The organism is Variovorax sp. KK3 (genome assembly GCF_001984055.1).
GTDB lineage: Bacteria > Pseudomonadota > Gammaproteobacteria > Burkholderiales > Burkholderiaceae_C > Variovorax.
This window is the reverse complement of sequence record NZ_LYVO01000121.1, coordinates 1-14,175: the sequence shown is the minus strand read 5'-3', so window position 1 is coordinate 14,175 and position 14,175 is coordinate 1. Positions and strand designations below refer to the sequence as shown.

The following is a 14,175-nucleotide window of genomic DNA, read 5'->3' as shown; positions in this document are numbered from 1 at the left end:
CACCCGCGCCGCCGGCTCCCCCGGCACCGCCGGCTCCGCCTGCACCTCCGGCACCTCCGGCACCACCGGCTCCGCCAGCCCCACCGGCGCCAGCCCCGGCACCGGCGCCTGTGCCGGTCGGCATCACCGCCTATCGCGTCGAGGTTCCGATCCTGGCCGCACTGCCGTCGCAGCTGCGCCGCGCCGACATGGTCATGCTGGGCGGCATGCGGGCCCGCATGGGCGACGACGACGCCAGCCCCCGCGCCATGGCCGCCCTGACGCCGGTGGCCGGCGCGCTGTCGAACGAGCGCAATGCCTGGGCCCGTGCGATCTATAGCGACCTGGACATCCGCCAGTCGGGCCTCGTCAGCCCGTCGACCCAGGGCCACGTGAGCGGCGTACAGGCCGGCACCGACCTGTACGTGTCTCAACTGGGCGACTGGCGCGCCGGTGTCTATGTGGGCCAGCTCGACGGCGACGCCGACATGACCGGTTTTGCCAGTGGCTTGTACCGCGCGGTGGGCAGCACCGACCTGCGCTCGCGCTACCTCGGCGCCTACGCCACCTACGCGAACGCGACCGGCTTCTACGTCGACACGGCGCTGCAGTACGGCTCGCAGCGCTACACGATCCGCCCGTTGGGCGCCTTCGCGGCATCGGGCAAGGGCAACAGCCTCACGGCCTCGGTCGAAGTGGGCCAGGCCTTCGCGCTCAGCGGTTCGTGGACGATCGAGCCGCAGGCGCAGCTGAGCTACCGCCGCGCGAAGGTCGACGACCTGTACATCTCCGGTGCGCTGGTGCAGCAGGACGATGCCAAGGGCTGGACCGCCGGCGTGGGCGTACGGGTGAAGGGCGATTTCGCCACCGCCGCCGGCCGCCTGCAGCCCTATGCCCGCATCGGCGTGGTCCACGGCAACGATGCCGGCGACACGGTGCGCTTCATCAATGGCGGCTTCGTCACGCCGATCGCCAGCACCGGCGGCTACACATCGGTGGAAACGGCGGCCGGTGCCACGCTGTCGGTCACGCGGGCGGTGAGCGTCTACGGCGAACTCGGCAAGGTCTTCGCCACCGGCGGCGACACGCGGGTCAAGTCCTCGGTGCAGGGCGCGGTCGGCATGCGGGTTCGCTGGTAGAAAAAGACCGGCGCCAGCCGGAACTCGGGCGCGGCCGGCGGCTCCCACGGCCCATGGCTGCGCACCCCCATTCCACGATCCCGCGCCGCGCGGTCACCGCGGCCTTCGTCGCGCTGCCCGCGCTCTGGCTGGGCGCTCGCGCGCAGCCGCAGGCGGCACGCATCGCCACACCATCGCAGACCGAGGGGCCGTTCTATCCGGTCAAGCTCCCGGCCGATGCCGACAACGACCTCTTGCGCAACGGCACGCTGAACTACCGCAGCGGCCAGCCGGCCTGGGTCGAGGGCAGCGTGACTGACATGGACGGGCGGCCGCTGCGCGGCGCCCAGGTCGAGATCTGGCAATGCGACCAGGAAGGCCACTACCACCACCCCGGTGACGGCGACAGCGCCGATGCAGCCTTCCAGGGCTTCGGCAAGGTGGCGGTCGATGCGCAGGGCAACTACCGCTTCCGCACCATCCGCCCCGTGCCCTACAGCGGGCGCACCGCGCACATCCACGTGAAGGTGAAGATGGGCACGCGCGAACTGCTCACCACCCAGCTCTACGTGGCCGGCGACGCGGGCAATGCGCGAGACTTCTTGTGGCGCAACATGCCGGAAGCCTCGCGTGCGGCCGTGACCGTGCCCTTCGAGCGCGGCGCCGACGGCCTGCAGGCGCGCTTCCCGATCGTCATCGCCGCCTGAGCGGCACACGCGCCGATCCGTCAGCGCGTCTGCGTCAGCCCTTCGCGGTCAGCACCTCGCCGAACATGGCGGCATCGACATTGCCGCCGGTCAGCGCGATCCCCACGGTCTTCCCTTCCCAGCGCGTGCGCTGCTGAACCAGCGCCGCCAAAGCCGCCGCTCCTGCGCCTTCGGCCACGTTGTGGGTGTCGGTGAACAGCATGCGCATGGCTCCGGCGACCTCATCGTCGGTCACTGCGACCACGTCCTCCGCTTCCTTGCGCACCACGTCCAGCGCCTCGGGCACCGGCGTGCGGCAGGCCATGCCGTCGGCCAGGCGCGTGCTGACCGGCGACTCGAGCGCGCGGCCTGCACGAAAGGAATCGAGGTAGGCGGTGGCGTGCGCCGAGACCACGCCCACGAGCTTCGTCCTGGCCCTGCAATGCGCCCGCGCCGCCGCGGCGGCGGCGAAGCCCGAGCCCAGGCCGATCGGCACGAACAGCACGTCCGGCGGGCCGCCGGGCGCCTGCGCCAGCGCCTCGAAGAACTCGACATAGGCCGTGGCCACGCCGCGCACCAGTTCTCGGTGAAAGGAGGGCACGCGATGCAGGCCTTCGGCCTCGGCCAGACGGGCGGCATGCTCGCTCGCGGTCTGGAACTCGTCGCCATGCTCGACCAGGGTGACGCCGAGCGCACGCATCGCCGCGTTCTTCTCGACCGAGTTGCCGTGCGGCACCACGATGGTCGCCGCCAGCCCGTGGCGCCGTGCCGCGAAGCCGACCGACTGGCCATGGTTGCCGCGCGTGGCGCTGATCACGTGGCGCACATCGGGCTGCTCGCGCGCCAGCGTCTCGAAGTAGGTGAGGCCGCCGCGCAGCTTGAAGGCGCCGGCGGGCGTGTGGTTCTCGTGCTTGGCCCACACCGTGCAGCCGAGGCGCCGCGCCAGCAGCGGCCAGGCGTACTGCGGGGTCGGCGGCATGGCCGCGTAGACGGTGCGGCGGGCCGCGTCGATTTCTTCGGAGCTGAAATGCATGGTCGGGTGCGCTCGCTAGATGCCGTTGGAGTCGAGCGTGACGGTGCCGCGCGGCGTGTCGAGTTCGGCACGCAGCTTGGGTGCGCCGGCGCTCACCGGGATGCCGGCGACGCCGATGGCGTGAAGGGCCGCCGCCAGGTCGTCGGCGCGAGGATGCGACAGCGAGATGCCGCGCAGCTGGATGCCGGCGTCGGCCATGGTGTCCGAGGGATGCACCGCACCCCATTCGATCAGCGTGGGCAGCGTGCCATAGAAGAGGCGCTGGCCGTCGTCGCGCACGGTAATGCGCCAGTCGAGGCGGCCGGCCGGCGTGTCGCGCGAGGCTTCGATCAGACGGCCGCGGTCGATGCGCTGGCGTGCCAGGGCCTGGATCGCGGCGTCGGCATCGGGCACTTGCACCACGAAATGCACCAGCCGCGGCCCGTGCTGGGCCAGCGACGCCTGCAGCGCGGAGTCGTCGAGGTCGAACCAGCGGTGCAACCCCGCGGGTCGAGACGGTTGCCGGTCCGGATCGATCGCGATGATCTCCAGGTAGGCACGCGGAAACGCCGCGGAGGCGATCTTCACCAGGCGGTTGTGCGTGCCCATCAGCGGATGGATGCCGCCCGGCCCTGGCGCGATGCCGAAGGTGGCCTCGCACCATTGCACGCCTTCGTCGAGGCTGCGGGCCGCGATCACGAGGTGGTCGATGCGCGCCGGCATGCGAGCTCTACAGGCTGACCTTGCCGTCGATGCAGGTGACCGAATCGCCACCGACCCAGACCTGGCCATCGTCGTCGCGCAGCACGTGCACGCGGCCCGCGCGTCCCAGGCACTGGCCCTGTGCGGCGAGGTAGTGCGCGGGCAGGTGGCCCTCGGGGATCAGCCATTGCGCGAGGCTGGCGTTGAGGCTGCCGGTGACCGGGTCTTCCTCGACGCCGATCGGCGCTGCGAAGGCGCGCACTTCGAGCGCGATGTCGTCGGCGTCCGAGCGGGCGAAGGCCCGCGCCTCGCGGTTCGATCGCGAGATCAGCGCAGGGGACGGCTGATCGTCGCGTTCCGGAATGCCGGCCACACCCACTTTCTGCCCGAGCTCCTTGAGCAGGCGATGGTCGGGCTTCAGCGCCAGCACGGTGTCGGCGTCGGCCAGCAGCAGGCCGAACCACACGGGGCCGTTGTCCAGCACCTGCGCGGCCACGATCTGCTGCGCCTTCAGGCCGAGTGCGGCCGCCACCTTGGCGAGCAGCGAAGGGCTGGGCGCGCTGCGGCGCGAAGGCGGTGCGGCGAAGGCCAGGCGCTCGCCGTCCTGGCGGATGGGCACCAGGCCGGTCGCGCATTGCTGCACGATGCGCCCGGGCGCTTTCGGCCGGCCGCCGGCCTGCAGCCAGGCGTGGCAGCTGCCGAGCGTCGGATGGCCGGCGAAGGGCAGCTCGCTGCCCGGCGTAAAGATGCGCACGCGGTAGTCGGCCGTGGGCTCGGTGGGCGGCAGCAGGAAGGTGGTTTCCGACAGGTTGGTCCACTTCGCGAAGTTCTGCATCGCGGCATCGTCGAGGCCGCTGCCGTCGAGGACCACGGCCAGCGGGTTGCCGGCGTAGGCCTGCGCGGTGAAGACGTCGACTTGCTTGAAGGGGCGGGTTTTCATCATGTTCATTCCAGGGCGAGGTCGAGCACGCCGCGCGCGCCCGGGCGGTTGCGCAAGTCGGCGAACCAGCGCTCCACGTGCGGCCAACTCGGCCGTGTGTATTCGGTGAGCGGCAGGCCCAGCCAGCGATGAGCCTCGCACCCGACCGGAATGTCGGCCATGGTGAACTGCTCGCCGAGCATGAAGGGGCGGCTGGCCAGGTGGGCGTCGAGCAGCGCGAAGAGCGGTTCGGTGGCGCGCACCGAATGCGCGATCACGGCCGGATCGCGCTGCTCTGCGGGCGTGCGGATCCACTGCACGAAGGCGCCTGCGCTCACGCGGTTGAGCGTGGTCTGCTGCCAGTCCATCCAGCGCTCGGCATCGAAGCGTGCGGCCAGCGGCTCGGGGTAGAGCGTGCCGGGCGCATGCTTGGCGCACAGGTAGCGCACGATCACGTTCGATTCCCACAGCGTGACGCGGGACTCGCCCTCGCCGTCGTCGAGCGATGGCACCAGGGCGTTCGGGTTGAGCGCCAGGTATTCGGGCGTCTGCACGATGCCGAAGCGGCCGCCGGCCTCGGTGCGCTGGAAGTCCAGGCCGAGTTCCTGCGCGCACCACACCACCTTGCGAACGTTGATGGAGCTGATGCGCCCCCAGATATTCAGCATCTTCAGGTTCCTTCGATCAATGAGCGATGGCCGCCATGGTGCGCGAAGCCGGCGCGGGAAGGTAGGGGTCGATGTTGCGAAGGGCCTGCGCCACGTACGCTTCTTTCTCGCCGACCGGCGCGACGTAGTGCAGCGCGGCGGCCGCTGCGTCTCGGCCCTCGGTGCGGGCGATGACCCACGCGGCCAGGTAGGGCGACGAGAGGCAACCGCCAGCCGTCGCGACGTTTCCGGCGGCGTAAAAGGGCTGGTCGAGCACCTGCACGCCCGCTTCCTGCACCCACGGCTTGGTCGTCAGGTCGGTGCAGGCCGGCACCGCGCCCAGGATGCCGAGCTTCGCGAGGAGCAGCGTGCCGGAGCATTGCGCGCCGATCAACTGGCGCGCCGGGTCCAGCGGCAGCGCCGAGAGGATGGCCGGGTCCGCCGCGATGTCGCGGGTGCGGATGCCGCTGCCGACCAGCACCACGTCGGCGACGCGGGCCTCCGCGAGCGAGGCGGTGGCGTGCAGCGTCACGCCGTTCATCGAGCGCACGGTATCCGTCGGCGCTGCCAGGCTCACGCGCCAGCCGGGCTTCTTGATGCGGTTCAGCACGCCGAGCGCGATCAGCGAATCGAGTTCGTTGAAGCCGTCGAAGGTGAGGATCGCGATGTGCATGGTGGATCGCCTGCGCGCCTGAGCCGGGCGTTACGCGGCGCTGCCGGCCATCTGGCGCTGCACCTGTGCGGCGGCCTGGTGCGCCAGCTGCTCGCGCACCGCATCGGCCAGTGCGTGGATGGCCGTGTCGATCTCCTCGACGCTGGCCGTCACGAAGGACAGGCGCAAGGTGCGCGGATCGCTCGCGCCGGCATAGAAGGGCGCACCGGGCACGAAGGCCACGCCGCGCTCCACGGCCTTGGGCAGCAGCGAGACCGCATCGATGCCTTCGGGCAGGCGTAGCCACAGGAACATGCCGCCGGCGGGCTTGTTGAAGACCACGCCCAGGCCCTGCATCTCGCGGTCGAGCGCGGCCAGCATGGCGTCGCGCTGGCGCTTGTAGAGCGCGCGGATGGTCGGCACGTGGCGCGCGAGGAAGCCGTCCTTCATCACCTCCGCCACCATGCGCTGGTTGAAGCTGGGGCTGTGCAGGTCGGCCGCCTGCTTGGCCTGCAGCAGCTTGGGATAGATCGACTTGGGCGCGACCAGGAAGCCCAGGCGCAAGCCCGGGGCCAGCACCTTGGAGAAGGAGCCCAGGTAGATGCAGCCTTCTGGATTGCGCGCCGTCAGCGGCATCGGCGGGGCCTCGTCGAACCAGAGTTCGCCGTAGGGGTTGTCTTCGACGATCGGCAGGCCGGCCTGCGTGGCGGCAGCCGAGACGGCTGCGCGGCGCGCTTCGGTCATGGTGCGCCCGGTGGGATTCTGGAAGTTGGGCAGCAGGTAGACGAAGCGGGCGTCCTTGGCCTTGGCCTTCAGGTCGTCGACCAGCACGCCTTCGTCGTCGCTCGCGACGCTGACCGCCTCGGGCTCCATCGGCGAGAAGGCCTGCAGCGCGCCCAGGTAGGTGGGCGTTTCGACCAGCACCTGGCTGCCCGGATCGAGCAGCACCTTCGCGATCAGGTCGAGGCCCTGCTGCGATCCGGTGGTGATCAGCACCTGTGCCGGGTCGACCGGCCAGGGGAGCATCGCCGCGACCGCTTCGCGCAGCGGGCCGTAGCCCTCGCTGGCGGCGTACTGCAGGGCGGCTTGGCCATCCTTCTGCAGCACGGCGGCGCAGGCCTCGGCGAATGCGCTGATCGGAAAGGTCTTGGGGGAAGGCAGGCCGCCCGCCAGGCTGATGATGCCGGGGCGCTCGGTGACCTTGAGGATCTCGCGGATCACCGAGGGGTTCATTTTCTCGGCGCGCTTGGCCAGTTTCCAGTTCATGTCGTTTCCTTTGGATGTGCGAGTTGTTGTGAGGCCGCGGTGGGGCGCGCCTGTGAGAGTTGCTTGCCGAGGACCACGGTGGCCACCACCGCCGCCGCGAAGCCGAGCGTGACCAGGTCGAGCGGTTCGCCGAGCAGGGGCACGGCGGCGAGGATCGAGAGAAAGGGCTGGAGCAGTTGGGTTTGGCTCACCCGCAACGCGCCGCCCATGGCGAGCCCGCGGTACCACGCGAAGAAGCCCATCCACATCGAGAACACGCCGACGTAGACGAAGCCGACCCAGGACGACGTGGCGATCGGCTGATCGGGCCACAGCAGCAAGGTGCCCGGCAGCGTGACCGGCAGCGCCAGTACGCAGACCCAGCAGATCACACGTTCCGCGCCGAGCTCGGGCGTGACCTGCGCGCCGTAGATGTAGCCTAGCGAGGCGGCGAAGACGGCGCCCACCAGCAGGAGGTCGCCCCAGGCGAAGCCGAAATGCTGGGTGCCGGCGCGCAACACCGAGAAGACGATCACCAGCGCGCTGCCTGCGAGCGCGCACAGCCAGAAGCCAAGCCGCGCACGCTGGTGCAGCACCCAGGCGGCGCAGGCGGCGGTCACCAGCGGCAGCAGTGCGGTCACCACCGCGGCGTGGCTGGCGTTGACGATGCGCAATGCGTACGCGAGCAGCAGCGGATAGCCGATCACGTTGCCCGCCACCGCCATGCCCAGCGGCTTCCATTGATGCCGGCGCGGCAGCGGCGGGCGCGTGACGAGCAGGAACACCGTCGACAGCAGGCCCGCCAACGCGGCGCGGCCGAGCGTGACGAACCAGGGCGAGAGCTGTGGCGCCTCTTGCGTGCCGGTGGCGAGGCGCGTCATCGGCAGCGTGACCGCGAAGAAGGCCACGCCCAGCACGCCCAGCCACATGCCGAGGGTTTCGTCCTTGATCTTCATACGCTCGCCATCCACCAGGCGGTGAGCACCAGCACGGCGGCCATCGCGCGGTTGAACCACAGCAGCCGCGCGCCCTGCGTCAGCCAGTTGCGCAGCAGTGCGCCCGCCATGGCGTAGGTGAAGTTGCTCGCGAAGGCATAGACCAGCATCACCGGCGCGACGATGGCGAAGCGCCGCAGCGCATCGGGCTGGCCTGCGATCCACCCGGCAACCAGCGTGAGCGCCAGCAGCCAAGCCTTGATGTTGACGAACTGCAGCAACACGCCCTGGCCGAAGCCGATTCGCAACTGCGCGCCATCGGCCTGCCCCAGCGAAGCGCTGCCGCTGAGCTTCCATGCGAGCCACAGCAGGTAGGCGACGCCGACCGCCTTGATGGCCCAGCGCAGCGAGGGCACGGCCACCACCAGCGCACCGATGCCGGCGGCGCTCAGCACGAGCAGCAGGGTCCACCCGACCGGCACCGCGAACACGAAACGCATCGCGCGCGGCAGCCCGCCATTGGCCGCGAGCGCGGTCGACAGCGTGGTGTTGGGCCCGGGCGAGAAGCTCATCGCCGTGGCCAACACCAGCAGCGCGGTGAATTCTTGCCAGTTCATGGCACAGACTCTAAACTGAGCACCATTACAGTACCAATACAGATTGTCGAACATGGGCCGAGCCTGTATTGGTCCAACGATCGACACAGAACAGACACGCAGATGCTGACACGAACCTCCACCCAGTCGCTGACCGAGCAGTTGGCCGGCCGTTTTGCCGAGCGCATCCGCACGCGGTTGCTGGCGCCGGGGGCCCGTCTGCCGTCGGTGCGCGAATGCGCGCGGCAGCAGGGCGTAAGCCCGCACACGGTGGTCGCGGCCTACGACCAACTGCTGGCGCAGGGGCTGGTGGAGGCGCGTCGCCAGCGCGGCTTCTTCGTCCGCGACGCGATCGCGGCGCAGGCTGGCCCGGCGTTGTCGACGGTGAGCCCGGTGGCGTCCTTGGCGCAACCGGTGGCGGCGGATGCGAGCACCCTGATCCGCGGCATGTTCCATCGGCCGAGCGACAAGCCGCAGCCCGGCATGGGTGTGTTTCCATCGGATTGGCTGGAATCGCCCTACGTCACCGCCGCCGTGCGGCGCGTGACCAGTTCGCGCGCATTGCAGGACTTCTCGCTGCAGTACGGCGAGCCGGCCGGCGACGGCGGCTTGCGACGCAGCCTGGCCACCAAGCTCGCGACCATCAACGTGCCGGCCGGCCCCGAGCAGATCGTGACCACGATCGGTGCCACGCAGGCGCTCGACATCGTCAGCCGCACGCTGCTGCGCCCCGGCGATCCGGTCATGGTGGAAGAGCCCGGCTGGGCCCTGGAATTCGCCCGCCTGGAGGCCTTGGGCATGCGCATCCTGCCGGTGCCGCGAAAGCCCGACGGCCCCGACCTCGACGTAATGGAGCGCTACTGCCAGGCCGGCGATGGCCACCGGCCCAAGCTCTTCGTCAGCGTGAGCGTGCTGCACAACCCGACCGGCTACAGCCTGACGCCGGGCAGCGCCCACCGCGTGCTGCAGTTGGCCAACCGGCACGACTTCCACATCGTCGAGGACGACACCTACAGCCACCTGGCGCCCGAACATGCGACCCGCCTCTGCGCGATGGACGGCTTGCAGCGCACGGTGTACGTGAGCGGCTTCGCCAAGATCCTGGCGCCGAACTGGCGCATTGGCTTCCTCGCCGCTTCGCCGGACTTGGTGGGCCGGCTCCTCGAGACCCGGCTGCTCGCGACGCTGACCACGCCTTCGTTGTTCGAACGCGCACTGGCCTGGGTCATCGACCAGGGGCAACTGCGCCGGCATGCGGAACGGGTACGGCTGCGCCTGGACGGCGCGCGGGGCCGCACGGTGAAGCTGGCACTGGCCTCGGGCTGCACGCTGGCGTCCGAGCCGGCAGGTCTGTTCGGCTGGGTGGACACCGGCGTCGACACCGACGCCCTGACGCAGCGCATGCTCGACGAAGGCTATCTGCTCGCGCCCGGCTCGTTGTTCCATGCGCGCCGGCCGCCCAGCACACTGATGCGGATCAACTTCGCGACGGCGCAGGATGCGACCTTCTGGAAGGTGTTCCAGCGGGTCAGGGCGCAGCTTTAGGCGGCACCTACAACAGCTTGTCCGGCGCCAGCGGCCCGAAGAGCTTGAGCAGAATGCGCAGGCCGACACTGGCATCGGGCTCGGTCGAGCTGTCATTCAAGCCGCTGCCGGGCGGCGCGCGCCACACCAGGCCGCCGTTGCCACGCTCGACGTGCCAGGCGCCGGCACGCATCACCGACTCGATCTTTCCGGCGGCCGAGCGGCTCAGTGCATCGCTGCGGATGAGCAATGCGATTTCGGTGTTCTGAAGTTGCGAGCGCTGGTCCAGATTCATCGAACCGATCACCAAGAGCCTGCCGTCCATCACGAGCACCTTGGAATGCAGCATCGAGCGGGACTCGCCGGTGCTGCCGCCCGCCGAGCCCAGCGCGCTGCGGAGTCCGGCCTGCTCGCTGCGCAACTCGTAGAGCGTCACGCCCATCTTCAGCAACTCGTCGCGGTGACGTGCATAGCCGACATGCGCGGCCGGCGCATCGTTGGAGGCCAGCGAGTTCGTCAGCACGCGGACCTTGACGCCGCGCGCAATCGCGCTCGCGAAGGCCTGCTTCATGTCCTGGCCTGGCACGAAGTAGGGCGAGATGATCAGCAGTTCGCTCTGTGCCTGGCCGATCAGATTGAGCAGCCCTTCCACGACGGTGTCGCCACTGGCTGCGGCATCGGCGGCGGACGCGAGGGAGTCTGGAGGCGCCGCCGGCGAGGGGCGCTGGCCCTGCTGCGTCACGACGAGGCCGGGTGCCTTGCCGGCGTCGGCGGCACCGGCGGGCGCGTCCGCCGGGATCTTGGCCGGCTTGTCGACGAGCACGGCCGCGGGGGCCCAGACGAATTCGGCGGTTCGCAGGTCCATCGATTTCTGGTCCCAGGTGCGGTCTCGCTGCTCTTGCGAAGGCGCTTCGAGCCCGCGCGGTCGGGGCTCACCATCGGGAGGGCGGGGGGCGTTGCTGGCGGCTTTTTGTTCGCCCTTGGAGTCCGCCTCGTCGCGCAGCGCGTCGAGTTCTTGGCGCGTCACCAGCGACTGGACCGGGTAGGCGCGCTCGTCGTTCCAATAGGCATCGAAGCTGCGGGACAAGTCCTGAACCACGGGCCCGGCGGCCAGCACGTCCATGTCGACGAAGTTGCCTGATGCGGCATTGTCGAAATAGGCATCGCCCAGGTTGCGTCCACCCGTGACCCCCATCACGTTGTCGGCGATGAAGAGCTTGTTGTGCATCCGCTGCTGCAATCGTCCGGCGTCGTCGACCGCGTTGACGAGGCGCGTGAAGCTCCAGCGGCGCGACCCCGGCAGCGGGTTGAACATCCGCATCTCGACGTTCGGTAAGAAGGCCATGCGCATCACCAGTGCATTGCGGCCCGTGGTGTTGAAATCGTCCAGCAGGATTCGTACGCGCACGCCGCGTTGCGCCGCGTCGCGCACGCCGAGCAGCAGCCGTTCGGTGCTGGCATCTGCGTGGATGGCGTAGTACTGCAGGTCCAGCGTTTTCTGCGCGCCTTCGACCAACGCCAGGCGGCTTCCATAAGCAGCCGGCGCGCCGTCCAACAACATGAAGCCCGATTCGGCGCGGGTAGAGGCGGCTCGCTGGCGCTGCTGAACGAGCGTGGCCAACGTTGTGCCGGCCGGCGACGAGAGGGCGGAGGAGACCGGTCGCTCCACGTTCTGAGGCAGCTCGGCGCAGGCCGACAACAGCAGGAAGGTCGTGCCCAGTACCGCAGCGCAGCGGCGCAGGGCTGTTGCCAAGGGATGAACGGCCGGGTTGGAATTCATGCAGCGCGCCGGAAGCCAGGAGGGCTTGTGTATAGCGCAGCCCCGGCCGGGCGCGCGTCGGACGAAGGCGCCGGTCGTTATCCCCGATGCGCCGTGTCGAGTGCCTCCCAGCGCTCCATCGCAGCCAGAAGTTCTTCGTCGATCTGTGCGTGGCGCTGCGCCAGTTCCGCGGCGCGCGCGGCTTCGGTTGCATAGATGGCGCCGCCGCCCTGTTCCAGGACCTTCGCGATGCGCTTCTGCTCTTCTTCGAGCTCGGTGATTCGCGTGGGCAGGGTGTCGAACTCGCGCTGCTCCTTGTAGCTGAGCTTTCTCGTCGAGCCGGGGCGCGGCGTGGCGGCGGCAGCGGGCGTGTGAGGCGCCGCCGGCGTGGGCGTGGGCGAGGGCTGAGACGCTGACGACGGGGCTGCTGCGGCCCGTTGGGCGGCGATCTCGCGAGCGCGTCGGGATTGGATCAGCCAGTCCTCCACGCTGCCTTCGTACTCGCGCCAGAGACCATCGCCTTCGAATGCAACGATGCTGGTGACCACGTTGTCGAGGAAGGTTCGGTCGTGGCTCACGACGAACACCGTGCCTTCGTAGCTCTGCAGAAGGTCTTCGAGCAGTTCCAGCGTGTCGATGTCCAGGTCGTTCGTCGGTTCGTCGAGCACCAGGACGTTGGCAGGTCTTGCGAACAGGCGGGCCAGCAACAGGCGGTTGCGCTCGCCGCCGCTGAGTGAGCGAACGGGTGATTGAGCGCGCGCCGGCGAGAACAGAAAGTCAGAGAGGTAGCTCTTGACGTGCTTGCGCTGATTGCCGATCTCGATCCACTCGCTGCCGGGGCTGATGAAGTCTTCCAGTGTGGCGTCGAGTTGCAGCGCGTCCCGCATCTGGTCGAAGTAGGCCACCTGGAGGTTGGTTCCGCGGCGGATCTTGCCGCTGTCGGGCTCGAGCTCGCCGAGGATCAGTTTCAGCAGCGTGGTCTTGCCAGCGCCGTTGGGCCCCAGCAGGCCGACCTTGTCGCCGCGCAGGATGGTGCCGCTGAAGTTGCGGATCACGGTCTTGTCGCCGAAGGACTTGGTCGCGCCTGTGAGCTCTGCCACGATCTTGCCGCTCGCCTGGCCGGACGCGATGTCCATGGAGACGCTGCCGAGCACCTCGCGGCGCGCAGCGCGGCGCGTGCGAAGCGCCTCGAGGCGGTTGATGCGACTTTGGCTGCGGGTGCGGCGAGCTTCCACGCCCTTGCGAATCCACACTTCTTCCTGGGCCAGCAGCCTGTCGGCCTTGGCGTTGATGATGGCTTCCTGGGCCAGCTGCTCTTCCTTCTGCGCGAGGTATTGCTCGAAGTTGCCCGGATAGGAAGCGAGCTTGCCGCGATCGAGCTCGACGATGCGGGTAGCGACGCGGTTCAGGAAGCTTCGGTCGTGCGTGATGACGACGACGCTGCCCTTGAAGTCGACCAACATCTGTTCGAGCCACTCGATCGAGTCCAGGTCGAGATGGTTGGTCGGCTCGTCGAGCAGGAGTACGTTGGGAGAAGCGACCAGCGCTTGTGCGAGTGCGACGCGCTTGCGGGTGCCGCCCGAGAGATTGCCGACTCGCGCCGTGCCGTCCAGGTGCAGGCGGTGCAGCGTTTCTTCGACGCGCTGTTCCCAGTTCCAGGCGTCGAGGGCTTCGATTTGCGACTGCAGCGCGTCGAGATCCAAGCCCGGCGCCCCTGACAGGTACTGATCCCGGAGCGCGACTGCTTCGGACAGGCCTGCGCTGGCTGCGGTGAACACGTCGGCGTTCATGTCGAGCTGCGGATCTTGCGCGACGTACGCCACTCGCAGGCTTTGCTGAAGCTGAAGCGTGCCGTCGTCGGGCTTCTCCAAGCCACCCAGAATCTTGAGCAGCGACGACTTGCCGGCACCGTTGCGGCCGATGAGGCCGATACGCTCAGCCTCCATAAGCGAGAAGTCCGCGTGATCGAGCAGTGGAACGTGGCCGAAGGCCAGCTGTGCGTCGAGGAATGTGATGAGTGCCATGTGTGGCGCGGATTATCGGAGGGGCTTAGATGACGCCGCCCTGCACTGGTGCTTGACGTCAGCGTCATCTTTGCAGTGGCGATCAAGAATGGGGAGGGGCCGGAAAAGTAGCCTATACTCGTGGGCTCTGCTTAAAACGACATGTTTGCAGCGCCTCGCAAGAGTGACGCAGAAAAAGTTGGATCAAGCAGGCCTTCAGTTTGGCGGGGTCATTAAAATCCGTGTCATAATCGAAGGCTCCGCTCAAGACGGCGGCTGATGTAGATTCTCTGGGATCTGCGTGGTTCGAGGTCTTGTGTGGGGTGGTTAGGGGGATGAGGTATGTCTGCGAGGGCTGCTTCAAAAAAACTTCAAAAAAGTTAGCTGGTTCTTCAAAA

At 68.8% G+C, this 14,175-nt stretch carries 14 protein-coding genes; 3 read left to right on the top strand and 11 right to left on the bottom strand.

Features of this window, described 5'->3' with window-relative positions; translation table 11 throughout:
* The coding region (locus B0W80_RS32190; RefSeq protein ID WP_143684875.1) for an autotransporter outer membrane beta-barrel domain-containing protein at nt 1–1,118 on the top strand (1,118 nt) is incomplete at its 5' end.
* A gap of 53 nt (nt 1,119–1,171) precedes the next feature.
* Nucleotides 1,172–1,804 carry a protocatechuate 3,4-dioxygenase gene (locus tag B0W80_RS32185; RefSeq protein ID WP_179107075.1) on the top strand — a complete coding sequence of 211 codons (633 nt, stop codon included), beginning with the start codon at nt 1,172–1,174 and terminating at the stop codon, nt 1,802–1,804.
* Between the two features lie 34 nt (nt 1,805–1,838).
* Here the strand turns inward: B0W80_RS32185 and B0W80_RS32180 are convergent, their stop codons facing one another.
* Genes B0W80_RS32180 through B0W80_RS32145 form a run of 8 tightly spaced genes read right to left on the bottom strand, consistent with a single transcriptional unit; the run spans nt 1,839 to nt 8,512 of the window.
* A complete protein-coding gene (locus tag B0W80_RS32180) occupies nt 1,839–2,816 on the bottom strand; it encodes a threonine dehydratase (protein ID WP_077003223.1) in 978 nt (325 codons plus the stop codon).
* Between the two features lie 15 nt (nt 2,817–2,831).
* Nucleotides 2,832–3,518, bottom strand: coding sequence for a VOC family protein (locus tag B0W80_RS32175; RefSeq protein WP_077003222.1), 687 nt, complete (start codon nt 3,516–3,518; stop codon nt 2,832–2,834).
* A gap of 7 nt (nt 3,519–3,525) precedes the next feature.
* Nucleotides 3,526–4,437 carry a PhzF family phenazine biosynthesis protein gene (locus B0W80_RS32170; protein ID WP_179107074.1) on the bottom strand — a complete coding sequence of 304 codons (912 nt, stop codon included), beginning with the start codon at nt 4,435–4,437 and terminating at the stop codon, nt 3,526–3,528.
* A 5-nt stretch (nt 4,438–4,442) separates the two neighbouring features.
* On the bottom strand, nt 4,443–5,084 hold the full coding sequence (locus tag B0W80_RS32165) for a glutathione S-transferase (protein WP_077003220.1): 642 nt from the start codon (nt 5,082–5,084) through the stop codon (nt 4,443–4,445).
* 16 nt (nt 5,085–5,100) lie between these two features.
* Nucleotides 5,101–5,736 (bottom strand): DJ-1/PfpI family protein, encoded by a 636-nt coding sequence (locus B0W80_RS32160; protein ID WP_077003219.1) that lies wholly within the window; start codon nt 5,734–5,736, stop codon nt 5,101–5,103.
* A gap of 30 nt (nt 5,737–5,766) precedes the next feature.
* Entirely contained in the window at nt 5,767–6,981 is a 1,215-nt protein-coding gene (locus B0W80_RS32155; RefSeq protein WP_077003218.1) for a PLP-dependent aminotransferase family protein, read from the bottom strand.
* On the bottom strand, nt 6,978–7,916 hold the full coding sequence (locus tag B0W80_RS32150) for a DMT family transporter (RefSeq protein WP_077003217.1): 939 nt from the start codon (nt 7,914–7,916) through the stop codon (nt 6,978–6,980). Before B0W80_RS32150 ends, B0W80_RS32155 begins: the two co-directional genes overlap by 4 nt.
* Nucleotides 7,913–8,512 carry a LysE family translocator gene (locus tag B0W80_RS32145; protein ID WP_077003216.1) on the bottom strand — a complete coding sequence of 200 codons (600 nt, stop codon included), beginning with the start codon at nt 8,510–8,512 and terminating at the stop codon, nt 7,913–7,915. Before B0W80_RS32145 ends, B0W80_RS32150 begins: the two co-directional genes overlap by 4 nt.
* A gap of 102 nt (nt 8,513–8,614) precedes the next feature.
* Between B0W80_RS32145 and B0W80_RS32140 the strand changes: the two genes are divergently transcribed.
* Nucleotides 8,615–10,036, top strand: a complete 1,422-nt coding sequence (locus tag B0W80_RS32140) for a PLP-dependent aminotransferase family protein (protein ID WP_077003215.1) — start codon at nt 8,615–8,617, stop codon at nt 10,034–10,036.
* Nucleotides 10,037–10,043: 7 nt separating this feature from the next.
* Here the strand turns inward: B0W80_RS32140 and B0W80_RS32135 are convergent, their stop codons facing one another.
* The 3 genes from B0W80_RS32135 to B0W80_RS36070 all read right to left on the bottom strand — a co-directional run.
* Entirely contained in the window at nt 10,044–11,795 is a 1,752-nt protein-coding gene (locus B0W80_RS32135; RefSeq protein ID WP_077003214.1) for a phospholipase D family protein, read from the bottom strand.
* Nucleotides 11,796–11,872: 77 nt separating this feature from the next.
* Nucleotides 11,873–13,798 (bottom strand): ABC-F family ATP-binding cassette domain-containing protein, encoded by a 1,926-nt coding sequence (locus tag B0W80_RS32130; RefSeq protein ID WP_077003213.1) that lies wholly within the window; start codon nt 13,796–13,798, stop codon nt 11,873–11,875.
* Between the two features lie 112 nt (nt 13,799–13,910).
* On the bottom strand, nt 13,911–14,175 hold a 265-nt coding region (locus tag B0W80_RS36070; RefSeq protein ID WP_218668979.1), incomplete at its 5' end, for a hypothetical protein.